This is a genomic window from Nitratireductor aquibiodomus NL21 = JCM 21793 (assembly GCF_000615975.1).
Classification (GTDB): domain Bacteria; phylum Pseudomonadota; class Alphaproteobacteria; order Rhizobiales; family Rhizobiaceae; genus Nitratireductor; species Nitratireductor aquibiodomus.
On sequence record NZ_BAMP01000009.1, the window covers coordinates 15,450 to 42,106 of the forward strand.

At 62.1% G+C, this 26,657-nt stretch carries 19 protein-coding genes and 4 pseudogenes; 6 read left to right on the plus strand and 17 right to left on the minus strand.

The window, feature by feature from the left end; genetic code table 11:
- The first annotated feature begins 34 nt into the window (after positions 1 to 34).
- The 3 genes from JCM21793_RS24075 to JCM21793_RS04250 all read left to right on the plus strand — a co-directional run bounded on the left by JCM21793_RS24075 (position 35) and on the right by JCM21793_RS04250 (position 3,534).
- Positions 35 to 790 (plus strand): MurR/RpiR family transcriptional regulator, encoded by a 756-nt coding sequence (locus tag JCM21793_RS24075; RefSeq protein WP_202901397.1) that lies wholly within the window; start codon positions 35 to 37, stop codon positions 788 to 790.
- An 87-nt stretch (positions 791 to 877) separates the two neighbouring features.
- Positions 878 to 2,191 carry a glutamine synthetase family protein gene (locus JCM21793_RS04245; protein ID WP_244439657.1) on the plus strand — a complete coding sequence of 438 codons (1,314 nt, stop codon included), beginning with the start codon at positions 878 to 880 and terminating at the stop codon, positions 2,189 to 2,191.
- 26 nt (positions 2,192 to 2,217) lie between these two features.
- Positions 2,218 to 3,534: an aspartate aminotransferase family protein gene (locus tag JCM21793_RS04250; protein ID WP_025029562.1), complete on the plus strand. Its 1,317-nt coding sequence runs from the start codon at positions 2,218 to 2,220 to the stop codon at positions 3,532 to 3,534.
- Between the two features lie 6 nt (positions 3,535 to 3,540).
- Here JCM21793_RS04250 and JCM21793_RS04255 read toward each other — a convergent pair whose 3' ends face one another.
- The 4 genes and pseudogenes from JCM21793_RS04255 to JCM21793_RS04270 form a co-directional block, all read right to left on the minus strand.
- Entirely contained in the window at positions 3,541 to 4,368 is an 828-nt protein-coding gene (locus JCM21793_RS04255; protein ID WP_036539590.1) for an inositol monophosphatase family protein, read from the minus strand.
- Positions 4,365 to 5,429, minus strand: coding sequence for an ABC transporter ATP-binding protein (locus tag JCM21793_RS04260; protein WP_025029564.1), 1,065 nt, complete (start codon positions 5,427 to 5,429; stop codon positions 4,365 to 4,367). Before JCM21793_RS04260 ends, JCM21793_RS04255 begins: the two co-directional genes overlap by 4 nt.
- Positions 5,426 to 7,656 (minus strand): annotated as a pseudogene (locus JCM21793_RS24080) (ABC transporter permease). Before JCM21793_RS24080 ends, JCM21793_RS04260 begins: the two are co-directional and overlap by 4 nt.
- Before the next feature lie 72 nt (positions 7,657 to 7,728).
- Positions 7,729 to 8,757: an ABC transporter substrate-binding protein gene (locus JCM21793_RS04270; RefSeq protein ID WP_007006894.1), complete on the minus strand. Its 1,029-nt coding sequence runs from the start codon at positions 8,755 to 8,757 to the stop codon at positions 7,729 to 7,731.
- 201 nt (positions 8,758 to 8,958) lie between these two features.
- Here JCM21793_RS04270 and JCM21793_RS04275 point away from each other — a divergent pair, with 201 nt between their 5' ends.
- Positions 8,959 to 9,975, plus strand: a complete 1,017-nt coding sequence (locus tag JCM21793_RS04275; RefSeq protein WP_025029565.1) for a LacI family DNA-binding transcriptional regulator — start codon at positions 8,959 to 8,961, stop codon at positions 9,973 to 9,975.
- 9 nt (positions 9,976 to 9,984) lie between these two features.
- Here the strand turns inward: JCM21793_RS04275 and JCM21793_RS04280 are convergent, their stop codons facing one another.
- The 4 genes from JCM21793_RS04280 to JCM21793_RS04295 all read right to left on the minus strand — a co-directional run bounded on the left by JCM21793_RS04280 (position 9,985) and on the right by JCM21793_RS04295 (position 13,693).
- Entirely contained in the window at positions 9,985 to 10,743 is a 759-nt protein-coding gene (locus JCM21793_RS04280) for an iron ABC transporter ATP-binding protein (protein ID WP_007006892.1), read from the minus strand.
- Positions 10,740 to 11,636: an iron chelate uptake ABC transporter family permease subunit gene (locus JCM21793_RS04285; RefSeq protein WP_244439658.1), complete on the minus strand. Its 897-nt coding sequence runs from the start codon at positions 11,634 to 11,636 to the stop codon at positions 10,740 to 10,742. The genes JCM21793_RS04280 and JCM21793_RS04285 overlap by 4 nt, the downstream gene beginning before the upstream one ends.
- Positions 11,637 to 11,700: 64 nt before the next feature.
- Entirely contained in the window at positions 11,701 to 12,684 is a 984-nt protein-coding gene (locus JCM21793_RS04290; protein WP_036539597.1) for an ABC transporter permease, read from the minus strand.
- Positions 12,685 to 12,709: 25 nt separating this feature from the next.
- Positions 12,710 to 13,693 carry a siderophore ABC transporter substrate-binding protein gene (locus JCM21793_RS04295; RefSeq protein ID WP_081784628.1) on the minus strand — a complete coding sequence of 328 codons (984 nt, stop codon included), beginning with the start codon at positions 13,691 to 13,693 and terminating at the stop codon, positions 12,710 to 12,712.
- Positions 13,694 to 13,819: 126 nt separating this feature from the next.
- On the opposite strand from JCM21793_RS04295, the gene JCM21793_RS04300 reads away from it, so the two are divergent.
- Positions 13,820 to 14,101: a DUF2218 domain-containing protein gene (locus JCM21793_RS04300; RefSeq protein WP_007006888.1), complete on the plus strand. Its 282-nt coding sequence runs from the start codon at positions 13,820 to 13,822 to the stop codon at positions 14,099 to 14,101.
- 68 nt (positions 14,102 to 14,169) lie between these two features.
- On the opposite strand, the pseudogene JCM21793_RS24085 reads toward JCM21793_RS04300, so the two are convergent.
- The 9 genes and pseudogenes from JCM21793_RS24085 to JCM21793_RS04345 form a co-directional block, all read right to left on the minus strand.
- Positions 14,170 to 17,312, minus strand: a pseudogene (locus JCM21793_RS24085) (efflux RND transporter permease subunit).
- Between the two features lie 12 nt (positions 17,313 to 17,324).
- On the minus strand, positions 17,325 to 18,416 hold the full coding sequence (locus tag JCM21793_RS04310; protein WP_025029569.1) for an efflux RND transporter periplasmic adaptor subunit: 1,092 nt from the start codon (positions 18,414 to 18,416) through the stop codon (positions 17,325 to 17,327).
- Between the two features lie 95 nt (positions 18,417 to 18,511).
- Positions 18,512 to 19,126 (minus strand): TetR/AcrR family transcriptional regulator, encoded by a 615-nt coding sequence (locus JCM21793_RS04315; RefSeq protein ID WP_025029570.1) that lies wholly within the window; start codon positions 19,124 to 19,126, stop codon positions 18,512 to 18,514.
- Positions 19,127 to 19,209: 83 nt separating this feature from the next.
- A complete protein-coding gene (locus JCM21793_RS04320; RefSeq protein WP_025029571.1) occupies positions 19,210 to 20,808 on the minus strand; it encodes a GMC family oxidoreductase in 1,599 nt (532 codons plus the stop codon).
- 5 nt (positions 20,809 to 20,813) lie between these two features.
- The gene (locus JCM21793_RS04325) at positions 20,814 to 21,797 is read right to left on the minus strand and encodes a branched-chain amino acid ABC transporter permease (RefSeq protein ID WP_370671622.1); all 984 of its coding nucleotides are present in this window, start codon (positions 21,795 to 21,797) and stop codon (positions 20,814 to 20,816) included.
- Complete coding sequence (locus JCM21793_RS04330) at positions 21,790 to 22,677, minus strand: branched-chain amino acid ABC transporter permease (protein WP_007006880.1); 888 nt, start codon at positions 22,675 to 22,677, stop codon at positions 21,790 to 21,792. Before JCM21793_RS04330 ends, JCM21793_RS04325 begins: the two co-directional genes overlap by 8 nt.
- 4 nt (positions 22,678 to 22,681) lie before the next feature.
- Positions 22,682 to 23,400 (minus strand): annotated as a pseudogene (locus tag JCM21793_RS24090) (ABC transporter ATP-binding protein).
- Positions 23,390 to 24,183, minus strand: a pseudogene (locus tag JCM21793_RS24095) (ABC transporter ATP-binding protein). Before JCM21793_RS24095 ends, JCM21793_RS24090 begins: the two co-directional pseudogenes overlap by 11 nt.
- A gap of 11 nt (positions 24,184 to 24,194) precedes the next feature.
- Positions 24,195 to 25,400, minus strand: a complete 1,206-nt coding sequence (locus JCM21793_RS04345; protein ID WP_025029572.1) for an ABC transporter substrate-binding protein — start codon at positions 25,398 to 25,400, stop codon at positions 24,195 to 24,197.
- Between the two features lie 259 nt (positions 25,401 to 25,659).
- Here JCM21793_RS04345 and JCM21793_RS04350 point away from each other — a divergent pair, with 259 nt between their 5' ends.
- Complete coding sequence (locus JCM21793_RS04350) at positions 25,660 to 26,571, plus strand: LysR family transcriptional regulator (RefSeq protein WP_007006875.1); 912 nt, start codon at positions 25,660 to 25,662, stop codon at positions 26,569 to 26,571.
- Positions 26,572 to 26,657 lie beyond the last annotated feature (86 nt).

The following is a 26,657-nucleotide window of genomic DNA, read 5'->3' on the forward strand; positions in this document are numbered from 1 at the left end:
TCAAAATCGTCTGTTTCGTTGGGAGGGGAATTCGATGCAAGTCAGACAAAGGCTGGAGAACCTGTCGAGCGAGCTCACGGCGACCGAAAGGAAGCTGTGCACCGCGCTGCTGCTCGATTATCCCTATGCAGGCCTCGACACGATCCAGGACCTCGCGAAGAAGACCGGCACCTCATCGCCGTCCATCTCGCGTTTCGTCACCAAGCTCGGCTTTCAGGGTTATCAGGATTTCCAGCGTCATCTGATCGACGAAATCCGCCAGTCGAACCGCTCTCCGCTCGACCTGCATGTGGGCGATCGTCCCATTCAGGGCGACTATCTGGAGGATTTCGTCTCCCGCGCCCTCAATCTCATTTCGGCCTCCGCTTCCGCCATCACAAGTGCGCAGTTCGAGCGCGTCTGCGATCTTCTGGGCGATGAAAAGCGCAATGTCTATCTGATCGGCGGTCGCATCAGCGATGCCATCGCGCTCTATGTTTCGCGCCATTTGCGCCAGGTGCGCAGCGGCGTCTTCCACCTGCCGGCGGACCCGGAAATTTGGCCCGAATACATGCTGCGCATGCGCTCGAAAGACGTGCTGTTCATGGTGGATTACCGCCGCTATCAGCGCAATCTGGCCGAGCTTGCCCGGCGCGCCAGGGCGCAGAGCGGCGTCCAGATCGTTGTCCTGACCGACAAGTGGATGTCGCCCGCCGCCAACCACGCCAATGAGGTCTTCGCCACCCCCATCGAAAGCGGCACCGTCTGGGACAGCTATTCCGGCGCCATGGTGCTGATGGAGCGATGCTGACCCGCATTGCCGAAACCAACTGGGACAAAACCCGCAAACGCATCGAAGCCTGGGACTCGCTCCGCTTCGATCATGGAGCACGCGACGATGATCAGTAATCCCTTGATGTTTGCCGCCACTTCGGACTTTTCCGGCGTGACGCGCGGCAAGGCCTTTCCGTTGAAGGAAATGGAAAAGCGCTTCCGCCAGGGCGTCGGCTGGACACCCACCAATGTGCAGATCACCTGTTTCGACACGATTGCCGAGAGCCCGTTCGGCTCCTTTGGCGACCTGATCCTCGTGCCGGATGCCGACACGGCCGTCACGCTCGATCTCGAAGATGACGGCCCGGTCGAGCGCTTCGTGCTCGGCGATATCCTCCATCTCGATGGCGATCCGTGGAGCTGCTGCACACGCTCCATTTTGAAAACCGCGCTGAAGCGGCTCGAAGATATCTCGGGACTGCGCCTCGTTGCCGCCTTCGAGCACGAATTTCAGTCCCGCAATCCCTCGCAGGGGCCCGGTGAGGCCTTCGGCCTTGCGAGTTTTGGAAAACACCGGGCGTTCGGCGAAACGGTCATGGCCGCGCTTGAAGTGGCCGGTGTGAAGCCGGACACTTTCCTGAAGGAGTATGGCTCCGACCAGTTCGAGGTCACCAACGGGCCCGATCTCGGCGTCACCGCCGCGGACACCGCCGTCAAGGTGCGCGCGGTCACAAAGCTTGTCGGCGAGCGCATGGGCGAGCCCGTTACCTTCGTGCCCATCCGCGATCCCGCCGGCGTCGGCAATGGCGTCCATGTGCATATGAGCTTCGTGGATGAAAACGGCGCACCCGCCACCTACGACCCGGATGCGCCATGGGGCATGGCTGAAAAAACCGGCTCCTTCATCGCTGGCATTCTCAAATATATGGACAGCATCGTCGCGCTGACAGCACCGTCCGCCATCTCCTACACACGGCTCACGCCGCATCGCTGGAGTGCGGCCTTCAACAATCTGGGCTATCACGACCGCGAGGCCGCCGTGCGCATCTGTCCGGTGACGAGCGCCAGTGCTGAAAGTGCGGCAAAACAGTATAATTTCGAGTATCGGGCAGCCGATGCAACGGCCTCCCCCTATCTGGTTCTGGCAGCGCTTGCCCACGCCGGTGCACAGGGCATTGAAGAAGGCCTTGCCGCACCGCAGGTAACCGAGGAAGACCTCTCCGAACTGCCGGCAGCAACGCTTTCTGAGCGCGGCTTGGTACGTCTGCCCCAGTCGCTCGGTGAAGCGCTGGATCGCCTCGGACAGAACCCGCGCGTGGCCGAGTGGATCGGTGCGGAGGCGCTCGACGTCTACCTGAAACACAAGCGCGGCGAGCTCGCCCAGACCGCCGATCTCAGCGAGGCGGAACGCTGCGCCCGCTACGAAGCCGTCTACTGATCAACCGTCCAGGGGGGAGAACCAGCATGACCGGTCTCTACGAACGCGAAAGCCGCAGCGTTTCCACGCTCGCACATCTGCGCTTTTTCCCGCAGGCGGTGACGGGCGGCACGGGCTCGATGCTGCGCGGCGATGATGGACGCGACCTTCTCGATTTCGCCGCCTCCTGGGGGGCGGCCAGCCTCGGCCACGGGCACCCTGCCCTCGCCGAGGCCGTCAACCAGGCGCTGACCGATCAGGCAGGGGCCAGCTACCTCTCCACCGCCAACGAGCCCAGCGTCCTCCTTGCCGAAAAGCTGCTCTCGCTGGCGCCGGAGAGCGCCGCAGGCCGCGTCTGGTTCGGCCACTCGGGTTCGGACGCAAACGAAACCGTTGCCCGCGCCGTGGTTGCGGCAACCGGCCGCCCGCGCATCATCTCCTTCAAGGGGGGCTATCATGGCGGTACGGTCGGGTCGGTGGCGATTTCCGGCCACCCCGCACAGGGCGGCATCGACAAGGCCTCCGGCCTCAGCCTCGTCCCCTATCCGGATTCCTATGCTTCGGGCAGCCCGGAGGAAGCCTCCAACGCAGCGCTCGCCCATATCGAAGAGCTTTTCGCAAACACCGTACCGCCAGAAGAAGTGGCGGCCTTCTTCATCGAGCCGATCCAGTCGGATGGCGGAATGCTTGTGCCACCACCGGGCTATTTCAAGGAAGTCGAAGCGCTCTGCCGCAGGCATGGCATTCTGCTTGTCTGCGACGAGGTGAAGGTGGGGCTTGCGCGCACCGGACGCCTCCACGCGTTCGAGCACAGCGGCATCGAGCCAGACATCGTCGTGTTCGGCAAGGGGCTTGGCGGAGGCCTCCCCATATCGGCGGTCGTCGGCCCCGAGGCCATCATGAACCACGCCTCGACCTTTTCCTTCCAGACCCTGCATGGCAATCCGGTCTGCGCGTCGGCGGGCCTCGCCGTGCTGGAAACCATCGAGCGCGAAAATCTGGTCGCCAACGCCGCAAAGGTCGGCGACACGATGCTTTCCGCCCTGCGCGCTTTGCAGGAAAAACACCCCCTCATTGGCAATGTGCGCGGCCATGGGCTTGCCATCGGCGTCGAGCTTGTCAGCGACCGCGAAGCCCGCACGCCCGCCATCGAGCAGACGGCGCTCACCGTCTACCGCGCCTTCCAGCTCGGCCTCGTCATCTACTATGTGGGCCTCAATTCCAACGTTCTGGAATTCACCCCGCCCCTGACAATGAGCGAGGAGGAGGCCCTGCGCGGGATCGCCATTCTCGATCAAGCCCTGAGCGATGTGGAAGCCGGCAAGGTGGACCCCCAATTGCTGGAGCGCTTTGCCGGCTGGTAGGTTTTCTCAGGACGGCGCTATGGCGGAAATCTGCTCCAGTTCGGCATAGCTGCCGCCGGTGGCTGCAAGCACACGCGCCGGTGCGTGGAAGCCATCGCGCGGGAATGGCAGAACCGTGCCGCCGGCCTCGCTGACAAGGCAATAGCCGGCCATGCAGTCCCAGGCGTTCATGCTCGGCTCCGCATAGCCGACCAGCCGGCCCGCCGCCACATAGGCTAGCATCAGCGCGCCCGAACCGTTGCGTATGAACGTTCCGCCGATCCTGAAAAGGCTTTCGACGATGCGCGCGGCGGCGGCAGGTTCGACGCGATCATTGGAGCCAAGCCCCACCACGCCGTTGCGAAGATTGAGCTGGTCCGCAACACGGATCGGCTTTCCGTTCAGCGTTGCCCCACCGCCACGGCGGGCGCTGTAACACTCGTCGAAGCAGGGCGCGACAATGACACCGAGCACCGGCTCGCCATCAATCGCGGCACCCACGGAAACACACCAGTTCGGCATGCCGTTCAGAAAGGCACTGGTGCCGTCAATCGGATCGATCACCCAGGTCAGACCGCTCGTGCCTTCGGTCAGCCCGTATTCCTCGCCAAGTACGCCGTCCGAGCCAAAATGCTTTGCGATCTCGGCCCGGATCAGTTCTTCGACCTTCTTGTCGGCCTCGGAAACCAGATCCTGCGGATTGCGCTTGGTCTCGATGACCAGTTCATCGCGCCGTGTGAAATAGTCGAGGGCGGCTGCCCCCGCAGCCTTGGCCATGGTTTCGGCAAAACCCAGCCGTTCGGCAAGGTCGGGATCGGAAAGGGACACGCGGTTCTCCTGAATGGTCATTGTCATGCGGTTATCAAGGCTATGCCGCGATCGCGGAAGCCGATGGAAACATCGGTCGCCGGCGGCAGCGGGTCGGTCGTCGCATTGTCGACGACGAAGATCGTTCCGGTATCGAGTTCCACCTCATATTCGACATGGTCGCCGAGATAGGCCGAGCTCTGGATGCGGCCGGGAAGGCTTGCATTCCCGCCCGCTTCAAGGCGGATGGCGTTTGCCCGAACGGCCAGTTTTGCCGGCCCGGGGCGTGCCGCTTTGCGCGTCGGCAGCGTGTGCTGCAGGCCGCCCACCTGAACCGTCGCGCTGCCCTCCGCAATGTTCAGCACCTCGCAGGCAAGCACATTGGCCTCGCCCATGAAGTCGGCAATGAACTCGGAGGCAGGCTCCTCATAGAGTTCGCGCGGCGGACCTTCCTGTGCAACCAGCCCGCTCTCCATAACCACAATCCGGTCGGAAACGGCCAAAGCTTCTTCCTGATCATGCGTCACATAAACGGCAGTGAATCCGAGCCGCTGCTGCAGCTCGCGGATTTCGGTGCGCACACGGCGGCGCAGCCTCGCGTCGAGATTTGACAAGGGCTCATCGAGCAAAAGCACCTGCGGTTCCAGCACCAGCGCGCGGGCAACGGCGACGCGCTGCTGCTGCCCGCCGGAAAGCTCCGCCGGCAGGCGCGCGCCATATCCTTCGAGCCCCACCAGCGCCAGGCCCGCATGCGCGTTCTCCCGCGCCTCGGCCTTCGACTGGCCGCCCGCCTCCAGCCCGTAGGCCACATTGTCGAGCACGCTCATATGCGGGAACAGCGCATAGGACTGAAACACCATGGCGACATCGCGCTCATTGGCCGGCAGGCGCGTGACATCATGCCCACCGATTTCGATGGTGCCCGCACTTGGCGTCTCCAGCCCGGCCAGCATGCGCAATGTGGTGGTCTTGCCGCAGCCCGAGGGGCCCAGCAGCGTCACAAGCGTGCCCGGTTCGATCTCCAGATCGAGATCGTGGATCGCCGTGAACGAACCGAAATCCTTGCGCACATTGCGAAAACGGACGGAACCGCGTTGCGAATTGCTCATGCCTTTGCCTCCAGACTGGATTGGGCGCGTTTCTTCGCAGCCGGGCGACTGACTGCGTTTTCCCGCCTTAGCCGGCGTTCGCCAACCAGAAGCTGGAACCCGCCTATCACGGTGATCATGACAAGGATGAGAACCGAGGAATAAGCGATGGCGATGCCGTATTCGCCGTTCTCCACCAGCCCCACGATATAGGCCGTTGCCATGTTGTACTTCGCGCTAACCAGGAAGATGACGGCGCTGATCGAGGTGATGGCCCGCACGAAGGAATAGACCAGTGCCGCCATGATCGCAGGGCGTAGAAGCGGCAGGATCACCCGTCGAATTGTGCGCGGGCTCCCTGCGCCCAGTGTGATCGAAGCCTCGTCGAGGCTCTTGTCGAGCTGGCTCATCGCCGCCACGCCGCCGCGCACGCCCACCGGCATGTTGCGGAACACGAAGCAGGCAATCAGGATCAACGCCGTGCCTGTCATTTCGATGGGCGGCAGGTTGAAAGCCATGATGTAGCTGATGCCGATGACGGTGCCGGGGATGGCGAAGCTCATCATCAGCGCGAACTCGAAGGCGTTCCGGCCAAAGAAATTCTGCCGCACGATGAGATAGGCCGTCAAAAGCCCCACCGCCGCCGTCAGCGGCGCCGCGATGAGCGCGATTTCCATCGTGGTCCAGAAACTGTCCCAGGCAACGCCGGTCCATGCCAGCGCACCCTCGCGCCATTCGACCGAGAAGCCGCGCGCATAATGCTCCAGCGTCAGCGTGTGATCGAGGCCCCAGGTGGTGACGAAGCCGCCAAAGATGATCATGCCGTAGACCGCAAGCGTGAAGATGATCCACGGCACCACGATTGCATAAAGCAGGGCGACGAGTGGACCGGGCAACGCCGCGTGTTTTCCCGAATCCCCCTTGCCCGTCACTGTTGCGAAATTGCGCCCTGCGAGCCAGACCCGCTGCAACATGAAGGCGGAAAGCGTGAATGTCAGAAGGATGATCGCGAGCACTGCCGCGCGCGACGGATCGGTCTGCGCACCGACCACGGCAAAGAATATCTCGGTCGACAGAACCCCGTGGCTTCCGCCAAGCACCAGCGGATTGCCGAAATCCGCCATGCTTTCGATGAAGCCGATCAGGAAGGCATTGGCCAGCCCCGGTGCCATCAGCGGCAGAGAGACCTTGCGGAAGGTGCGCCAGCGCCCCGCCCGCAATGTCTGCGAGGCCTCCTCCATGGAGGGGCTCACGCCTTCCACCACACCGATGAGAACGAGGAAGGAGATGGGCGTGAAGGAAAGCACCTGAGCGATCCAGATGCCGGTCAGGCCATAAAGCCAGCGCCCGAGCTCGATCCCCGTCAGCGCCTCGATCCATCCGGTCACGAGCCCGGAGCGGCCAAGCATCATGGTCAGCGCAAGACCGATAACGAAAGGCGGCGTGATGATGGGCAGAACCGTGAGAAGCCTGAGACCCTTCTTTGCCGGAAAGCCCGTTCGCGTTGCCACCAGCGCGAAGGCGAGACCAAGCAGCGTCGAGGCGCTTGCCGTCATCACGGCCAGAAAGAGCGTCCGCCAGGCCACGCCGCACCGCGCCCCGCCGATCACGCAGTCGAGGCTCCAGATGGCCGGATCCTGAATGTTGCGAATGAAGCCGTCGGGATTGAAGGAGCCGTCGAAGTCCTGAAAGGAGCCGGCGAACATCGAAATGATGGGGTAGAAGACGAAGACGCCCACGAGCGCGATCAGAAGGATGATGGAGCCGACCGTGAAGGCGTCGCCCTTCATGCTCCGCGTTCGGCCAGCCCGTAGGCGATGAAGGCCAGAAAGCCCAGTGAGAGAATGACCGCGCCCGCGCCAAAGGCCGGCTGGCCGGGGTCCAGCGGGCCGAACAGTGCATCGCCGATGCCCCAGGCCCACCCCCAGAAAGTGATGGCAAGCCCCTGCAGGGCCATGAAGCCGACCCCGATTGCTCCGATGAGAGCGAGTCGCGCTCCGCGCGCAGTTCCGGCGGGCATTGTAAACCGTGTGGCTATCGCTGCCGCGAACAGGGCGAAGGCGATCAAGAGCCAGAAGCGGCCCAGAAAGAGCTGCAGAAGTCCGGGATAGAGATCCGGTTCGCCTGCCATCTCCGCCACCCATTCAAGGGCGAAGAACCCGCCTTCAACCCTGTACCAGGGCAGAAGGCAAATTGCGGCAAGGCCGAGCCCGAACGTTAGGTCGAGCCGACGGTTTTCGCGCGTCATCATGTGCAGTCCTGTGCGTGAGAAGCGCCTCGGGTTCCGCCCCAATGGAACCCGAGGCTCCGGAACGCGAGATCAGTTGGCGATGGCGCCAACCTCACGATCCCAGCGTTCAAGCAGCGCCTTCCGCTTTTCCGAGCTGCCATAGGTGGTGAAGTCGTAGTCGATCAGCTTCACCTCGTCGAGGCTCGGCGCCTCTTCGGGCACCTCAGCCGAAGCATTTGACGGAATCTGGAACGACTTCGCTTCCTTCAGGAGCGACTGCACATCCGGCTTCAGCACCCAGTCATACCAGGTCTTGGCTTCTTCGACGTTGCGGGCACGCTCGACAATCGACATGGAGCCGATCTCGTAGCCCGTGCCTTCACAGGGCGCGACAACGCCGACCGGGAAACCTTCGACCGCCTGCGAAACCGCATCATGCATGAAGACGATGCCGATCCCGGTCTCACCGCGGGCAGCAGCCTTCACCGGCGCGGAACCCGACTTGGTGTATTGCGAGACATTGTCGTTCATCTTCTTGAGGAACTCGAACGCCTCGTCTTCACCCATGAGCTGCACAAGCGTCGCCAGCGCCGTGTAAGCCGTTCCCGAAGAGTTCGGGTTCGCCACCTGAATTTCGCCCTTCAGCGCCGGGTTCAGCAGATCCGCCCAGCATTTCGGCGGCTCGATGCCCTTCCCGGCCAACACCTCCTTGTTGTAGCCCCAGCCAAGCGCGCCGGAGTAAACGCCAACGGTCTTGTAATCGGCACTTTCGGCCTGCTTGACCGCCCATGGCAGAAGCTCATCCAGCATCGGCGACTTATATGACATGGTCAGCCCGTCGGCCGCCGCCTGAAGATGTGGATCGCCGGTGCCTCCCCACCAGATATCCGTCTTCGGATTGCGCGCTTCCGCGCGAACCTTTGCATAGGCCTCGCCGGACGACAGCCGCACCATGGAAACGTCGATGTCGTGCTGGGCTTCGAACGTTTCGACGAGCAGTTCGCAGATCACCACATCTGCCGAGCAGATAAGGTTTAGTTCAGCCGCATTCGCCACGGCCTGCGACGCCAGAACCGAACCGGCAGCAAGCGCAGCCGTGGCCAGATAGTTTTTCCTCATTAAACCCTCCTTGGTGCCTATCGATCTTTTTTGCACACGTGTGCAATGTTCATCCGGCTTTCCCTCGCTGTCAATGTGTTCGTCATAAAAATTTCACTTGAAATTATATTTTGAAACGAATGTTCTATTTTCCTTCCATGGAGCCGGGTTATAATCCACTCTGTCAAAGCCCGCATTCGGGGCCCGCATTCAGGAGCGAAAGTGCCGGGACGCAAGATCTCTGTCAGCGCAAAGGACGTGGCCGCACGCGCCGGTGTTTCACGAGCAGCGGTCTCCCGCACGTTCACCCCCGGAGCGAGCGTTTCGCAAGAAACCCGCAGCAAGGTTCTCGAAGCTGCGGAGGCACTTGGGTATCAGGTCAACCACCTGGCCCGTGGCCTCACCAGCCAGAAGACGGGCATCGTCGCGCTGATCGGGGCTGACCTGGCCACTCCCTATCGTTCCGAGCTGATCCGCGTTCTGACCGAACGGCTACAGGCCTCCGGTCGCGTGGCAATCCTCATCAACACCGACCGTTCCGACTCGACAGTCGATGTGGCGCTGCAACAGGCGATCCGCTACCGGGCCGAGGCTGCCGTGGTGCTTTCGGGCATGCCGGAAAGGTCGATCAGCGAACTCTGCCATCGGAACGGGTTACGGCTCGTTCTCATCAACCGTGACGATGCACACACCGGCTCGGTGCAGATCCGGCTCAATGATGCGGAAGCGGCGCGGGTGGCGCTGGCTTCGTTTCTGCGTGCGGGATGTCGCCGCCTGGCGCTCGCCTCGTCACAGGCCGGCACGCCAAGTCTTCTCGATCGGGAGAACAGTTTTCTTGCCGAGGCCGAAAAGCGCGGTCTCCCCGTGCTGTGCGAGCGGCTTGGCCCGACCAGCTATGAAAGCGGCCTCGCTCTCGGGGAGCGGCTTCTGGTGCGGGCGGAGCGGCCCGACGCGGTGTTCTGCACCACCGACCTCCTCGCATGCGGGGTGATGGATGCTGCCCGACACCGTTTTGCTCTCTCAATCCCGGACGACCTCTCGGTCATCGGGTTCGACGACATCGAGCAGGCCAGCTGGAATGCTTACGAGCTAACGACCTTCCGGCAACCGGTTGAAGAGATTGGCGCCGCCGCAGTCGACTGGCTTTCCGATCGCGACGCGGCCGATGGCTCCCGCATCATCCACCTTACCGCGCCCATGTCCTGGCGCAAATCTGTGCGCGGCGGCAATGGAAAATAGCGGCTGTTCCTAGAGATAGTGCAGGCCCAGCCTGTGCCCTTCCACTTCCCGCACCTGCACCACCGTATCGTAGATGTCCTGCAACACTGCTTCCTGCATCAGGTCACCCGCCCCGCCCTGCAGCATCACGCGTCCGTCACGCATCGCCACCACATGATCGGCATAGATGGAGGCGAAGTTGATGTCGTGGATCACCACGGTAATGGATCGACCAAGGTCGTCGGCGGTGCGCCGCAGGAGCTTCATCATCGCCGCTGCATGTTTCATGTCGAGGCTGTTGAGCGGCTCGTCGAGCAGCACATATTTCGTGTCCTGCGCCAGAACCATGGCGACAAAGGCGCGCTGACGCTGTCCGCCCGAGAGCTCGTCCAGAAACCGGTTCCGCAGATCATCCAGCCCGAGATAGGAGATCGCCTCGTCGATGTGCCGCTCGTCCTCGACGGTCGGGCGGCCACCCGAGTGCGGAAACCGGCCGAAGGCGACCAGTTCACTCACCGTCAGCCGCATGCCGACCTGGTTGTTCTGCTTCAGGATCGCCAGCCGCTTTGCAAGCACCGCACCCGGCGTTTCCTGCACGTCGAGCCCGTCGACCAGCACCCGGCCTGATGTCGACGGGATCAGCCGCGCCACCATCGACAGAAGCGTCGACTTGCCCGCACCGTTCGGGCCCACGATCGCGGTTATGCCGCTCTCCGGCAGGGCGAGACTGACGTCGTCGACAACCGTTGCGTCATCATAGCGCTTGGTGAGATTCTGGATTTCGATCATCGTTTCAGATTCCGGTAAAGCAGCAGCATGAAGGCCAGGCCGCCGGTAAATTCAATGATGACACTGAGCGCGGTGTCGAAGCCGAACACGCGCTCTATCACGGTCTGCCCACCCACCAGCGCTATGACCGCGACCAGCGTCGCGGCCGGCAGCGTGTATTTATGCCGGTCCGTGCCCACCGCCTGATAGGCAAGACTGGCCACCAGCAGGCCGAAGAACGTGACGGGGCCGACGAGAGCGGTCGATACGGAGACAAGAACCGCGATCACGGCAAAGAGCATCATGACCACACGCCGATAGTCGATGCCGAGATTGATCGCCGCATCGCGTCCCAGCATCAGTACATCCAGCTTTGCCAGCAGACGACGGCTTACCCAGGCCGTAACCAGCACAATCACCGTTGAGACCGCCAGCAACTGCCGGTCGATCGCATTGAAGCTGGCAAACAGCATGTCCTGCAAAGCGATGAACTCATTGGGATCGAGAATGCGCTGCATCATGTGCGAGAGACTGCGGAAGAAGACACCGAACACCAGCCCCGCAAGCACCACAAGATGCAGGCTGCGCTGGCGACTGAGAAACAGCCAGTGAAAGAGCGCCATCGACATGGCCACCATGAGCACCGTCTCCAGGACGAAGCGCAGACGGATGTCGACATTCGCCAGGTCCCGCGTGCCGAGAAAGAAGACCAGCGCGGTCTGGAGCGCCACATAGAGGGAATCGAACCCCATCACCGCAGGGGTCAAAATCCGGTTCTGCGTAACGGTCTGGAACAGCACGGTCGCGGTCGCCACCGCATAAGCGACCAGAACGAGGCCAAGCAGTTTGCCCCCGCGAAAAGGCAGCACGAAATCCCAGTTGCCTCTCGCGCCCACGGTCATGAAGGCCGCCATCGCCGCGATTGCGCCAAGGGCGAGAACGGCCAGCGCCAGGCGCGGTCTTTGCCATGAAGCCTGCCTAGCCAAAGCGCGCCCGCCGCCGAAGGAGGAGATAGAGGAAGATGCCGGAACCGAAGACACCCGCCACCGTGCCAACCGGAATCTCATAGGGGAAACGCAACACCCGCCCGACAATATCGCAGGCGAGCAGAAAACCCGCACCCGAAAGCGCCACCCACGGGAGGGCGCGCCGCAGATTGTCGCCCACGGTCAGGCTGACGACATTGGCAACAATAAGCCCCAGAAAGGGCACCGTGCCAGCTGTCACCACCGCCGAAGCCGAGACCATGGACACGATAACCAGACCGAAGGCGAGAATGCGCCCGTAGTTCAGGCCAAGATTGCGGGTGAAACTCTGACCGAGCCCGGCCACCGTGAAGCGATCCGCCGCCAGATAGGACAGCACGGCCAGACCGCCTGCGACCCACAGCAACTCGTAGCGTCCCCGCAGAACACCGGAAAAGTCACCGTTGATCCATGTGGCGAGCGACTGAAGCAGATCATAGCGATAGGCGAAGAAGGTTGTTACCGCGTTGATCACGCCCCCGAACATCAGCCCGAGGAGCGGCACAATCAGGCTGGAGCCGGCTGGAATTTTCGAGACAAGACGGAGGAACATGAAGGTCGCTGCGAGGGCGAAACCCGAGGCGACGACCATCTTGTAGAAAATGGGCAGGCCCGGCGCGAGCAGTGCCACCACCAGCAGGCCAAGGCTTGCCGCTTCCACCATGCCGGTGGTCGTCGGCTCCACGAAGCGGTTGCGGAACAGCATCTGCATGATGAGCGCAGCAACCCCCATGGACATGCCCGAGAGCACCAGTGCGAGCGTGCGGGGTATGCGGCTGACAAGGAGAAGCTGAATGGCCTGCGCGCTGCCATCGCCGCTTAAGAGATCGCCCAGCGGCATGTCGGCCACGCCGATGAGAAGGCTGATGACAGCCAGAACAGCAACGCACCCGACCGCCAGCACCAGGCCGGCGACGGGGCGAAAACGGACGGACATGCTGGCGGCGGCTTGCATGGCCCTGTCAGTCGACCGCGTTCATTGCCTTGGTGATCGCGTCGACTTCCGCCTGGAGGGCAGTCATGCCGCCACCGACCAGATACCAGCGGACCGCATCGGCATAGTAGATATTGCCTTCCCTGGCGGCCGTGGTGGCGGCGACGAGTTCGTTGTCGAGAGTCTGTCTGGCCGACTGGCCGTCGCTGCCAACAGCCGAATCGCGGTCGACGACAAAGAGCCAGTCCGGGTTGGTCTTGAGGATGAACTCGAAGGAAACGGCCTCGCCGTGAGTGGCCGCCTCAACATCCTCGACGGCAGGCAGCACGCCAAGATCGTCATGCAGCCAGCCGAACCGCGAGCCGGGACCGTAGGCCGAAACCTTGCCGCCGTTTGTCAGAATGATGAGGCCCTTACCGGCATCCTTTGCGGTCTCGCGCAGCGCGGCAACGGATTTGTCGAGCTTTTCGATCAGTGCACCCGCAGCGTCTTCTTTGTCGAAGATCACACCCAGCTTGCGCGCATTCTCTTCAGCGCCCTGCAAAAAATTGTCGGGATCAATGGTCAGGTCGATGGTTGGCGCGATCTTTGAGAGCGCCTCATACTGCGCTGCGGATCGAGCCGCCACGATGATGAGGTCAGGCCCTGCCGCATTCACGGCCTCGAAATCGGGCTCGAAAAGCGAACCGATCTTCGCGTAGTCGCCCCCTTCGTATCTGGAGAGATAGGCCGGGATCAAAGCGCTGGGAACGCCCGCAACCTCGACACCCAGCGCATCAAGGGTGTCCAGCGTGGCGAGATCGAATGTCAGCACCTTCTTCGGCGTGTCCGGCAAAACGGTTTCGCCCTGTGCATGTTTGACAATGATCTCCCCGGCATTGGCATAACCCGGCAGGAACGCCGCAAGCGCGATGGCGGAAGCAGGAAACGCCCGGCGAGTAAGTTGAATTTCGAGATCATCGACATGCTCCAAATGTCTGGAAGGATGAAAAGGAGAAATCTGCTGACCCATGGTCCGGCCAGCCGACAACGCCCTTGTCAGCATGTCGGTTAGCAAATATGATTGTGTTGTTCAACTTATCTGTATGGACAATCTGCCACACAGTTTCAGCATTGTTTTTTCCCGGAGACATTTCTCATGCTGCAATCCAAAGCCGTCGTGACCACGGAGCACGCCTCGAAATATCTGCAGCAGCTTTGCAAGCATTTCGCCCACAAGGTCAGCGTCGATTACGACGCCGCGCGGGGCAAGGTGGATTTCCCGTTCGGTGACTGCATCATGCGTGCGGATGAGGCAGCGCTTACCATCGAGTGCAGCGCCAAAACGGATGAGGAGCTTGCCCGTGCTCAAAATGTGATCGACGATCACCTCACACGCTTCGCCTGGCGCGAAAAGCCGGAGATTGCCTGGCAGGCCTGAGCGACAATCCGAATTTGACAGAAAACAGAAAGGCGGCGGAACGCGAGCATTGAATTCCGCCGCCCTCTTTACTCGGCCGCCTGTGGCAGCGCGAGTTGTTCGTTGTCCTGGACTGCAATACCGGCATCGGCTCCCTGCTCAGCGCCCGGCCGCCGGACGCGGTAGAAGGCGGCATAAAGCGCCGGCACGAACAGGATCGTCAGCACCGTCGCGGCGGTCAGACCGCCCATGATGGCAAAGGCCATCGGTCCCCAGAACACATTGCCCGAGAGCGGCACCATGGCGAGGATGGCGGCCAGTGCCGTCAGAACCACAGGCCGTGTGCGGCGCACTGTCGCTCGATGATCGCGGTCCATTCAGGCATCCCGTCTTCCTGATCGGCCTTGATCTGATCGACCAGGATCACCGTGTTGCGCATGATCATGCCGGCAAGCGCGATCAGCCCGAGCAGAGCCACGAAGCCGAAGGGCTGGTTGAAGATCAACAGCCCGAACGCCGCGCCAATGAGACCGAGCGGGGCGGTGGCAAAAACCAGGGCGAGCCGCGAGAAGCTCTGGAGCTGGATCATCAGGATGGTAAGCATGGCCAGCACCATGATCGGGAACACATCGAACAGGGCAGCGTTCGCCTTGGCGCTTTCCTCGATGGCGCCCCCCATTTCGATGCGATAGCCCACAGGCAGGTTCTCCATCAGCGGCTGAAGGGTCGGCAGGATCTGCGAGGAAACATCCGGCGGCTGCACACCTGCAGGCACATCGGCGCGCACCGTGATCAGCATATCGCGGTTTTGCCGCCACAGGATCGGTTCTTCATGGCCATAGACCACCCTGGCCACCTGCGACAGCGGCACGGGCGCGCCGCCGCGCGTGGCAATCGTCAGGTCGCCCAGATGCTCGATGTCGAGCCTTTCGCTCTCCACCGCGCGCGCCACAACATCCACCTGCTCGATGCCGTCGCGGACAGAGGTCACCGTCAGGCCTGAAAGCAGGGTCTGCAGCGTGCGGCCGATATCCTGCGGCGTCAGGCCGAGCGCCCGTGCACGATCCTGATCGACTTCGAGCCGGATGGATTTCGCCTGTTCGTTCCAGTCCAGATTGGGATCAAGCGCATTGGGGTTCTGCGCCATAACATCACGCACCTCGTAGGCGATGCGGCGCACCTCCAGCGGGTCCGGGCCAATGACACGGAACTGAACGGGAAAGCCCACGGGCGGGCCGAACACCAGCTCCGTGACGCGCACCCGCGCTTCAGGCAGGCCGCCCTCGGCGATATAGGTCTGCAGCCGCTCCTTGACCCGGTCGCGCGCTGCCGCGTCCTCCGTGTACATCACGATGATCGCGTAATTCGGCTTCGGCAATTCGGGGTTGGAAGCGAGGAACCAGCGCGGTGCGCCGGCACCCGTGTAGGTGGAATAGGTCAGCACCTCTTCGTCAGCCGCAATCACCTCTTCCATCGCACGGGCAGTGGCTTCGGTGGCCTTGATCGGCGCGCCTTCCGGCAGACGGATTTCCACCATCAGTTCGGGGCGTGGCGAGGTCGGGAAGAACTGTTGCTGGACGAATCCGAAAGACCAGATGGAGACGGCAAAAAGCCCGACCACCGCTGCGATAACCACCCAGCGCCAGGAGACACACCACTCAACGATCCGGCGAAGCGCATTGTAGAGGCGCGTGTCGTAGATATCGTGATGATCGCCACCCTCTGCCACGGCAGCGCCGTGCTTGTGAAAATCGGGCAGGAGCTTGACGCCGATATAGGGCGTAAAGATCACCGCCACGAACCACGACGCCACCAGCGCAATGCCGACCACCCAGAAAATGCCGCCGGCATATTCGCCCGCCGTCGACTGCGCAAAGCCGACCGGCAGAAAGCCCGCTGCCGTTACCAGCGTCCCCGTCAGCATGGGAAAGGCCGTCGATGTCCAGGCAAAGGTCGCGGCCTTCAGCCGGTCATAGCCCTGCTCCATCTTCACCACCATCATCTCGACGGCGATGATCGCATCGTCCACCATAAGACCAAGCGCGATGATGAGCGCGCCGAGCGTGATGCGCTCCAGGCTCATGCCCAGAATGTCGAGCACGATCATCACGATGGCGAGCACCAGCGGCACCGCCAGCGCGACAACGATGCCGGTGCGCCAGCCGAGCGACAGAAAGCTCACCGCCAGAACGACAGCCAGCGCTTCCAGAAAAACCTTGATGAACTCGCCGACGGAGTCCTGCACGACTTCCGGCTGGTTGGCGATCATGTCGAGTTCCAGACCGACCGGAAGATCGGCCTTGATCCCGTCCATGGCCTGATCGAGATTTTCGCCCAGCGTGAGAATGTTAGCGCCTTCGGCCATGACCACGCCTATGGCGAGTGCCTGCTCTCCCTCATGACGCGCGGTGAAGCTTGGCGGGTCTTCATAGCCACGCCGCACATCCGCGATATCACCAAGGCGGAACACGGTGCCGTTTACAGCAACAGGCACCGAGGCCACGGCCTCCACGCCCTTCAGTGCCCCTTCCACGCGCAAAAACACCCGGTCGGATGCCGTCTCGATCTCGCCCGAGGGCGTCACCGCATTCTGTGCCGCGATGGAATTGAAGATCACCTGCGGGTCGATGCCCAGAGTGGCAAGCTTGGAATGGGAAAACTCGACAAAGATGCGCTCGTCCTGAGCGCCGTAAAAACGCACCTTCTCCACGTCCGGCACGCGCAGAAGCCGCTGGCGGATGTCTTCCGCCGCGTCCTTCAAATCGCGCATCGTCGCGCCGTCGCCGGTCAGCATGTAGAGCGCGCTGTCCACATCGCCGAATTCGTCGTTGAAGAAGGGGCCGATCACGCCCTGCGGCAGCGAGGCGCGGATGTCGCCGACGCGCTTGCGGATCTGATACCAGATGTCGGCCACCTCGCCCGGCGGCGTCGTGTCCTCCAGCTGCACCTGCATGAAGGTGGAGCCGGGTTTGGAATAGGTGCGCACCTTGTCGAAATAGGGCACTTCCTGCAGCGTCTTCTCGATCGGGTCGGCGACCTGTCGCTGAACCTCCTCGGCCGTGGCGCCCGGCCAGATGGCATTCACAACCATGACCTTGATCGTAAAGCTCGGATCCTCTGCACGGCCCAGCCGCGCATAGGAATAGGCGCCGCCCAGCGAAAGAACGATGATTAGAAACAGGACGAGTGTCTGGTGGGTGACGGCCCACTGCGAAAGGTTGAAACGCTGCATCATGGCCTCCGGTCAGTCAGCGCTGGCAGACTGGATTTCGGCGAGCCGGACGCGTTCGCCATCCTGCAGCTTCTGGACACCGAGCGTGACGATCCTGTCGCCATCCTCAAGGCCCTCCGCGATAATCGCATTGCGCGACTGATAGGCCTCGACGACGACCGGGCGGCGTTTGAGTTCGTGCGAGGGGGGATCGACTACGAACACGACCGGGCCCCGGCCATCGTCGAGAACCGCCGTCATCGGTATGCGCGCGACCGGTGACGGATCTCCTTTGGTGAGCGAAACGGTGGCGGTCATGCCGAGCCGGACATTTGCATCCGCCTCCGGCACGGAGAAGCGCACCGGATAGGTCCTGCTCGTGCCGTTGGCCTCCGGCGCGATCTCGCGCACCTTTGCGGCGTAAAGGCCGTCACCGGCCCACAGCGAAACCTCCGCGGTGGAGCCTTCGAGATCAGCGAGGCGGCTTTCGGGGATCGAGACCTCGACCTCCTTTTCATCCAGCCGCGCCACGCTCACCACCATCTGACCGGGCGAAACCACCTGGCCCGCCTCCACCCCCACGGCACTCACCACGCCGTCGGCGGATGCCGTGAGTTCGGCATAGCCCATCTGGTTTTCGGCAAGGGCGACCGCGCGCTCGGCCTGCTCGAAGCGCGACCGCGTTTCGTCGACGGCCAGCGCTTGTGCATCAAGCGCTGCCTGGGTCACGTGCCCGCGCTTGAACAGTGTGCGCGCCCGCTCGAGATCGGTCTTAGCCTTGGCGAGGCTTGCCCGCGCTGCCGTAAGTGCTGCCCGCTGCTGCTCAAGCTGCAAGTTGAGATCGATTGGGTCGAGCCGCGCCAGAACCTCTCCGGCCTTCACCGCGTCCCCCACATCGACACGCCGTTCAGCCACCTTGCCACCGACGCGAAACGCCTCAGCCACTTCGGTGCGCGGCACGATGGTGCCCGTATAAGTGCGTGTCTCCGCAAGCGGGGAAAGCCGCACCGTCGCCACCCGCACGACGGGATCGGGACGCTCGGCCACCTCCTCTTCCTGGCAGGCGGCCAGTGAAAGCGCCATCGCGCCCAGAAGAACAATCCGTTTCGGTGTCGTCAGCGGCATGAGCCCCTACCTTGTAAACGTTGTTAACTGATGATTCTCAATATTTATCACTATTCGAGCGCGCGCATACCAGCGCCGCCCTGCCTTTCGTGGCGTCAGCCTGTCTTGCCCAACCCTTTCAGAATGAAGCGAATCTGCTCTCGAAGACCCTCTTCCGTGTCCTCGCCATGCAGAATGCAGTGCTCGATCATCTGCGGATGCATAAAGGTCATGAAGGCCCGCTTCACACTGCGTGAAGCCTCCGCCGGGTCATCGACATCGAAATCGCCTGCCTCGACACCCTCGCGGATGATGCCTTCGAGGATCGTCGTCATGCGTTCGATATGCGCCTTGATGATCGACCAGTTTTCCTGCATCGCAGCCGCAACCATCTCGTGGGTGCGCTTTTCCTTGATCAGCGTCGCCTTGTTGTGCTCGTGTATCGACGTCAGAAGCCGCGAGAGCTTCTCCGGCGCCGGCGCATTGGTCCGCGCTATGGAAAAGGCGATCGCCGCCACTTCCTCGACGATCCGCCCGCAGATGCACTCGTTGATCGCGCCTTTTGAAGGGAAAAACCGGTAGACATTGGCCGGACTCATACCCACTTCCGCCGCAATATCGGCAACGGAGGTCTTCTGATAGCCAATGCTGCGGAAGAAATTCTCGGCCACTTCCAGAATGCGGCTGCGGGTTTCCTCCGGATCGGTGCGGGTGCGCGTAATCTGTTTCATCATCCTATTCCTGATGATTTTCAATAATCGTCAGAATTCAGGAAGTCAACAGCTATTCTCCCCGCAAGACCATGGCGGCCGACCTATCGCGCGTCCTCAAGGATCATCGCCGCTGCCTTTTCCGCAATCATCAGCGTCGGCGAGTTGGTGTTGCCGGAAACGATGGCGGGCATCACCGACGCATCGGCGATGCGCAGGCCATCCAGCCCACGCATTCTAAGCCGCGGGTCGACAACCGCTCCCTCATCCGCCCCCATCCGGCAGGTGCCAACGGGATGGAAGATCGTGGTGCCGATCTGGCCCGCCGCTTCAACGAGTTCTTCCTCGCTCTGGTAGCCCGGTCCCGGCTTGAACTCTTCAGGCCTGTAGCGCTGCAGGGCCGGCTGCGCAACAATACGGCGCGTCAATCGGATTGCATCGGCGGCCACCTGCCGGTCGCTCTCAGTCGACAGGTAATTGGGTCGGATGGCCGGCTGCTTCCGAAAATCCTTCGAGGTGAGATGCACGGAGCCCCGGCTGTCTGGCCGCAGATTGCACACGCTTGCCGTGAACGCCGGGAAGGGATGAACCGGATCGCCGAACTTGTCGAGCGAAAGCGGCTGCACGTGATATTGCAGATTGGCCGTTTCACGCGTTTCGTCCGAGCGCGTGAAAAGACCAAGCTGGCTTGGCGCCATGGACATGGGCCCCGACCGTTTCAGAAGATATTCCAGCGCAATCGCCGCCTTGCCGGTCAGCCGGCTTGCCTGTTCGTTGAGCGTGCGGATGCCCGAGACCCTGTAGGCGCAGCGCAGTTGGAGATGGTCCTGCAGGTTTTCGCCCACCGAATTCTGCTCGAAGACCACAGGAATGTCCGCCGCCTGCAACACCTCCCCGCGCCCAATGCCCGACAGTTCGAGAATGTGCGGCGAGCCAATGGCCCCGGCCGACAGAACGACCTCAGCCCGGCAATGCGCGTCACGCACCTCCCCGTTCTGCTCATAGGCGACCCCCGTGACGCGCCCCTCCTCCACGATGAGCCGGCGCACATGCGCGCCTGTCTCAACACGGAGATTTTGCCGGTGCCGCACGGGCTTCAGGAAGGCTTTGGAGGCGTTCCAGCGTATGCCGCTGCGCTGGTTCACCCGGAAATAGGACGAGCCTTCATTGTCGCCGCGATTGAAATCGTCGACCTTTGGAACACCAAGCGCTTCAGCCGCATCCTGAAAGGCATCGAGAATGTCCCAACGCACACGCGCCTCTTCCACGCGCCATTCGCCGCCGGCGCCATGCATGTCGTCCGCGCCCCGGTAGTAGTCTTCGGGTTTCTTGAAAAAGGGCAGCACATCGTCCCAGGCCCAGCCGGCGCAGCCCATCTGCCGCCAGCGGTCGTAATCGCGCGCCTGCCCGCGCATGTAGATCATGCCGTTGATGGAGGAGCAGCCACCCAGCACCTTGCCGCGCGGATAGGCCAGCGAACGCCCGCCCAGCCCGGCCTCGCTTTCGGTGGTAAAGCACCAGTCGATGCGCGGGTTGGAGATGCAGTAGAGATAACCAACCGGGATATGCACCCAGGCGTAGTTATCCTTACCGCCCGCCTCCAGAAGCAGCACCGAAACCTTCGGATCGGCAGACAGGCGGTTGGCCAGAAGGCATCCGGCCGTCCCCGCGCCGACGACGATATAGTCGAATGTCTCCGTCATCACCGTCAGCGCGCATCGCTCTCCCCGCGCGAAAACCGCGCGAGGATTTCGCCCACAATGCCGCGCCGGAACAGAAGCACGCAGATCATGAAGATCGCGCCGGTGATCACCGTTACCGGGAACTCCGACGTGGCAAGATAGTTCTGCAGCGTCACGACCAGCCCGGCGCCGACAATGGGGCCAAGCATCGTGCCGATGCCGCCGAGCAGTGTCATGAGGATCACCTCGCCCGACATCTGCCATGTCACGTCCGTCAGCGTTGCGAACTGGAAAACCAGCGCCTTCATCGCGCCCGCCAGCCCCGCCAGCGTCGCCGACATGACGAAGGCTGCAAGCTTGTAGCGCGCAACGCTGTAGCCGAGCGAGATTGCGCGATTCTCGTTCTCGCGGATCGATTTCAGGATCATGCCGAAAGGCGAATGCACGATGCGCCAGACGGCAAAGACGCCGATCAGGAAGCCGCCCAGCACGAAGAAATACATGTTGAGTGGCACGCTCAGATCGATGAAGCCGAAGAGGTGACCGCGCGGCACGCCCTGAATGCCGTCCTCCCCCTTGGTGAAGGGAGCCTGCACGCAGAAGAAGTAGAACATCTGCGCCAGCGCCAGCGTGATCATGGCGAAGTAGATGCCCTGCCGCCGGATGGCGAAAAAGCCGATGATCAGCCCCAGCACCGCCGCGCCGAACACGCCGAGAAGCACGCCGAATTCCGGCGTCCAGCCCCATTCCTTCACCGCATGGGCGGTGAAATAGGCCGCTCCGCCGAAGAAGGCCGCATGGCCAAAGGAAAGCAGGCCCGTATAACCAAGCAGCAGGTTGAACGCCGCCGCAAAGAGCGCAAAGCACAGCATCTTCATCAGGAAGACGGGGTAGAGGAAAAACGGTGCGGCGATCAGCGCCGCAATGCCCAGCCCCACGAGAAGCCATTCGGTGCGGGCACGGGTCTGCCGGTCGATGCCGGTACTTGTCAGTTCAGCCATGTCACGCATCCTTCCCGAACAGTCCGGCGGGCCGCACCAGGAGCACGATCGCCATGATCACGAAGATCACGATGTTGGACGCTTCCGGATAAAACACCTTGGTCAGCCCTTCGGCGAGACCGAGCATATAGCCGGTCACGATGGCGCCGAGGATGGACCCCATGCCGCCCACCACCACAACGGCAAACACCACGATGATGAGGTTCGACCCCATCAGCGGGCTCACCTGGTAGACGGGCGCGGCCATGATGCCGGCAAGGCCGGCAAGTGCCGAGCCGATGCCATAGGTCAACGTCAGAAGCAGCGGCACGTTCACGCCGAAGGCCTGCACCAGCGTCGGGTTTTCCGTCGCCGCGCGCAGATAGGCGCCAAGCTTGGTCTTTTCGATCAGAAGCCATGTGCCGATGCAGATGATGAGCGACGCCACCACCACCCAGCCGCGATAATTCGGCAGGAACATGAAGCCAAGATTGGTGCCGCCGGAAAGCTGTGATGGCGGCATATAGGATTGCCCCGATACACCATAGAAATAGCGGAACGCGCCTTCCAGCACGAGCGCCAGCCCGAAGGTGAAGAGCAGGCCATAGAGCGGGTCCACATTGTAAAGCCGGGACAGGGCAACCTTCTCGATCGCCATGCCGCTCAGCCCCACCAGCAGGGGCACGAGGATCAGCGCCGGCCAATAGCCGATGCCCAGATGCGCCAGAAGCAGGTAGCCGATGAATGCACCCAGCATGTACTGCGCGCCATGGGCGAAATTGATCACCCGCAACAGGCCGAAGATGATGGCGAGCCCAAGGCTCAGCATCGCATAGAACGAGCCGTTGATGAGGCCGACCAGCAATTGGCCGAGAAAGGCCTGGATCGGGATTCCGAAGATCATGGTCATGTCATCAAACTCCAATCACCTCGTGCAATTCCTCCATGCGCTGATCCAGCTCGGATGCCGGGAAGCTCGCGGTGATCTGGCCGTGTTCCATCAGGTAGAAGCGATCGGCAACGCGGCTTGCAAAACGGAAATTCTGCTCAACCAGCAGGATCGTCATGCCGCGCGCCTTGAGCGTTGCCAGCACCTCGCCGATGCGCTCCACGATCACGGGCGCAAGCCTTCAGTCGGTTCGTCAAGCAAGAGCAGCTTCACGCCAGTGCGCAGCATACGGGCAATGGCCAGCATCTGTTGTTCGCCGCCGGAAAGCTTCGTGCCCTGGCTGTTGCGCCGTTCCTTCAGATTGGGGAACAGCTCGAAGATTTCGTCAATGCTCATGCCCCCGTCAGAGACAACAGGCGGCAGAAGCAGGTTCTCGTCCACCGACAGCGTGGCGAAGATGCCGCGCTCTTCGGGCACGAAGCCAAGCCCGGCATGCGCCGTGCGATGCAGCGGCGTGCGGATCAGATCCTGCCCCGCAAAGTCGATCACGCCCTTGCACTTGCGGATAATGCCCATGATCGCGCGCAGCGTCGTCGTCTTGCCGACGCCATTGCGGCCAAGCAGCGTGACGGTTTCGCTCTCCGCCACGTCGAGGTTCACACCGTGCAGTGCGTGGCTCTCGCCATACCAGGCATGCAGATCGCGGACGGAAAGAAGCGGCTTTTTGCCGTGCTCACTCGTCATAGGCCGTCCCCATATAGGCCACCTTCACCTGTTCGTCCTGGCTCACGGTCGCGTAATCGCCGGCGGCGATGATTTCGCCACGCTGAAGCACCGTGATCCAGTCACAGAGATCGGCAACGACCTTGAGATTGTGCTCGACCATGAGGACTGCGCGATCCTTCGCCACATCGCGGATGATGTCGCGACCGTCTCAACGTCTTCATGGCCCATGCCGGCCATCGGTTCGTCGAGCAGCAGCACTTTCGGATCGAGCGCCAGCGTGGTGGCAATTTCCAGAACCCGCTTGCGGCCATAGGAGAGATCGCCGGCCATCCTGTTGCGTTCATTCTGAAGCCCGACCGTCTCCAGCAATTGTTCCGCGCGTGGGGTCAAGAGGTCGAGGCTGCCGCGCGAGCGCCAGAACTGATAGCCGAGCCCGCCCGGACGCTGCAGCGCGACACGCACATTGTCGAGCACGCTCAGATGCGGAAAGATAGCCGAGATCTGGAACGACCTCACCAGCCCCAGCCGCGCCACCCTGGCGGGCGGGGTGCTGGTGATGTCGCGCCCCATGAACTCAATGCGCCCGGCACTGGGCGCCAGAAACTTGGTCAGAAGATTAAAAACGGTTGTCTTGCCGGCCCCGTTCGGGCCGATCAGCGCGTGAATCTTCGCGTGCCGTACGTCGAGATCGACATCCTTGACGGCGACGAACCCGGCGAAGTCACGCCGCAGACCGCGGGCGGAAAGCACCACCCGCGGCTCTGCATCACTGGCGGCGCCGGAAACCGGCGCTTCGGTCATGGCAACCTCCGTCACTGGCTGACCAGGGAGCAGCCGCTTTCAGACGGTTTGATGTAGGCTTCCTCGCCCGGAATGGTGGCAAGGACGTTGTAGTAGTCCCACGGTTCCTTGCTGTCGGCGGGCTTCTTCACTTCCATCAGATACATGTCGTTCAAGAGACGCCCATTGGCACCCACCGCCGCATCACGGGCGAAGAGGTCGTCTACCTTCATCTCGTGCAGAAGCTTGGCAACGGCGTCCGTCTCATCAGTGCCGGCTTCCTTGATGGCCTTCAAATACTGGGTCACCGCCGAGTAGGTTCCCGCCTGGATCATGTTGGGCATGCGGTTCGTGCGCTCGTAATAGCGCCGGCTGAACTCACGCGATTCATCATCACGGTCCCAGTAAAAGCCTTCCGTCAGTGTCAGGCCCTGCGCGGCTTCAAGGCCAAGGCCATGAACCTCGGCCAGTGTGAACAGAAGGGCTGCAAGGCGCTGCCCGCCGGCAACGATGCCGAACTCCGCAGCCTGCTTGATGGCGTTCGCCGTATCGAGACCGGCGTTCGCCAGACCGATCACCTTGGCGCCCGAGGCCTGAGCCTGCAGGAGGAAGGACGAAAAGTCGGTGGTGGCGAGCGGATGGCGCACGGCACCCAAAATCTCACCGCCCTTGGACTTGGCGAAATTGCCGGTCTGCTCTTCCAGCGAATAGCCGAACGCATAGTCGGCAGTCAGGAAGAACCAGGTGTCGCCACCCTGTTCCACCAGTGCGCCGCCGGTGCCGACCGCGAGAGCATGCGTATCATAGGCCCAGTGGAAACCGTAGGGCGAGCACTGTGCGCCGGTCAGTTCCGTGGTCGCCGCGCCGGTGACCATGTTGATCTTCTTCTTCTCTTTCGAGATGCCCTGCACGGCCAGAGCCACCGACGAGGTGGTCAGTTCCATGATCGCATCCACCTGTTCGGTATCATACCACTGGCGGGCGATGTTGGCGGCAATATCGGGCTTGTTCTGGTGATCGGCGGTGATGACCTCAATGGGCTTGTCGAGAACCGTGCCGCCGAAATCCTCGACCGCCATCAGCGCGGCCTCATAAGACCACTTTCCACCAAAGTCGGCATAGACACCCGACTGGTCGTTCAGGATGCCGATCTTCACCTTTTCATCGGAAACCTGGGCCATAGCCGGAATGGCGGTGGCCGTCATCAGGGCCATGGATGCAAGCGCAAGTAACTTCATAATCGATTTCTCCTCCCAAAACGGTGATCCGCAAGCCAGCGCAGCGCGCCCGGAAGCGGTTATCCTGAACCGCAGGGCGTGCTCGTGCTCCTCCGCACATCTCCCTGCAGGAAATCGGCATGGCAATTCTGGGGGCTGGAGCCGGTGCGAACCGGGCCTCCCTTCCCTCATGCACGACCATGCCTATAGTCATAGCATTGACCTTTCCGTACACAACTCATTATTTTTGCACAAATACGGTGCAAAAACGTACAGAGCGATGCGACCATTTTCCTGGGACGACCTGCAGTATTTCCTTGCCGTCGCGCGAACGGGGCAGCTTTCGGCGGCGGCGCGCAAGCTGCGGACCAATCACGCCACGGTTTCGCGCCGCATCGACAGGCTTGAACAGGCGCTGGGAACACGGCTCTTCGAGCGCAACCCGCGCGGCTATCTTCTGACGGCGGCCGGCGAAAAGATGGTGGAGCGGGCCGAAGTGATCGAGCGCGAAGCCGCTCACGTGCAGAGCGAACTCGCAGGTGACGCCACCTCGGTCAGCGGCGTTGTGCGCATCAGCACGCTGGAAGGGTTCGGCAATTTCTTCCTGGCCGACCGCCTGCCCGATCTCGCCAGCTCCCTGCCCTCTCTGTCGATCGAGCTCCTCATTATCCAGCAGATCGTTTCACTGTCGCGGCGCGAGGCGGACATGTCGGTGACCCTGTCCACCAACCGGGCGGGCTCACATCACTATGAAAAAATCACCATGTACCGGCTGTTTCTTTATGGGACACGGGAATATCTTGAAAGCCACCCGCCGGTGCGCCGGAGGTCCGACCTGGCCTCCCACCGCATCATCGGTTACATCGAAGACATGATCTTCACGCCCGGCCTCGATTACCATCGGGAGATTCTGCCGGGCGCCCGTGCCTTCTATCAGAGCTCCAGCATTCATGCGCAGCTTGCCGCCACGCGAAAGGGGCTGGGGTTATGCGTGATGCCGAACTTCATGGCGCGGCATTATCCCGACCTTGTCCCAGTCATTCCGAAGGAGATTCATCTCGAACGCTATTACTGGTGCATCGCCCATCAGGACGTCGCTCACACACCGCGCATTCGGATGCTGACGGACTTCATCAAGACCGAAGCGGAAGCCGCGAAAGATGATTTTCACGGGCAGAATCTTTTGGCGTAAAATGACGTCGTTTTCGAGGAAACGACCGCGTTTCCCTTCGAATTCCGGAATTCCCGGGACTTTTCGGCAATTTTGTCGCAAGCTGA

Coding starts and splice junctions, on each gene's coding strand:
- JCM21793_RS04345 (WP_025029572.1), bottom strand. CDS start 25,400: ATGAAGTTACTTGCGCTTGCATCCATGGCCCTGATGACGGCCACCGCC.
- JCM21793_RS04350 (WP_007006875.1), top strand. CDS start 25,660: ATGCGACCATTTTCCTGGGACGACCTGCAGTATTTCCTTGCCGTCGCG.
- JCM21793_RS04330 (WP_007006880.1), bottom strand. CDS start 22,677: ATGACCATGATCTTCGGAATCCCGATCCAGGCCTTTCTCGGCCAATTG.
- JCM21793_RS04285 (WP_244439658.1), bottom strand. CDS start 11,636: ATGGCGGCCTTCATGACCGTGGGCGCGAGAGGCAACTGGGATTTCGTG.
- JCM21793_RS04290 (WP_036539597.1), bottom strand. CDS start 12,684: ATGTCCGTCCGTTTTCGCCCCGTCGCCGGCCTGGTGCTGGCGGTCGGG.
- JCM21793_RS04260 (WP_025029564.1), bottom strand. CDS start 5,429: ATGAGCAATTCGCAACGCGGTTCCGTCCGTTTTCGCAATGTGCGCAAG.
- JCM21793_RS04310 (WP_025029569.1), bottom strand. CDS start 18,416: ATGCCGCTGACGACACCGAAACGGATTGTTCTTCTGGGCGCGATGGCG.
- JCM21793_RS04300 (WP_007006888.1), top strand. CDS start 13,820: ATGCTGCAATCCAAAGCCGTCGTGACCACGGAGCACGCCTCGAAATAT.
- JCM21793_RS04250 (WP_025029562.1), top strand. CDS start 2,218: ATGACCGGTCTCTACGAACGCGAAAGCCGCAGCGTTTCCACGCTCGCA.
- JCM21793_RS04280 (WP_007006892.1), bottom strand. CDS start 10,743: ATGATCGAAATCCAGAATCTCACCAAGCGCTATGATGACGCAACGGTT.
- JCM21793_RS04245 (WP_244439657.1), top strand. CDS start 878: ATGATCAGTAATCCCTTGATGTTTGCCGCCACTTCGGACTTTTCCGGC.
- JCM21793_RS04270 (WP_007006894.1), bottom strand. CDS start 8,757: ATGAGGAAAAACTATCTGGCCACGGCTGCGCTTGCTGCCGGTTCGGTT.
- JCM21793_RS24075 (WP_202901397.1), top strand. CDS start 35: ATGCAAGTCAGACAAAGGCTGGAGAACCTGTCGAGCGAGCTCACGGCG.
- JCM21793_RS04315 (WP_025029570.1), bottom strand. CDS start 19,126: ATGAAACAGATTACGCGCACCCGCACCGATCCGGAGGAAACCCGCAGC.
- JCM21793_RS04320 (WP_025029571.1), bottom strand. CDS start 20,808: ATGACGGAGACATTCGACTATATCGTCGTCGGCGCGGGGACGGCCGGA.
- JCM21793_RS04255 (WP_036539590.1), bottom strand. CDS start 4,368: ATGACAATGACCATTCAGGAGAACCGCGTGTCCCTTTCCGATCCCGAC.
- JCM21793_RS04295 (WP_081784628.1), bottom strand. CDS start 13,693: ATGGGTCAGCAGATTTCTCCTTTTCATCCTTCCAGACATTTGGAGCAT.
- JCM21793_RS04325 (WP_370671622.1), bottom strand. CDS start 21,797: ATGCGTGACATGGCTGAACTGACAAGTACCGGCATCGACCGGCAGACC.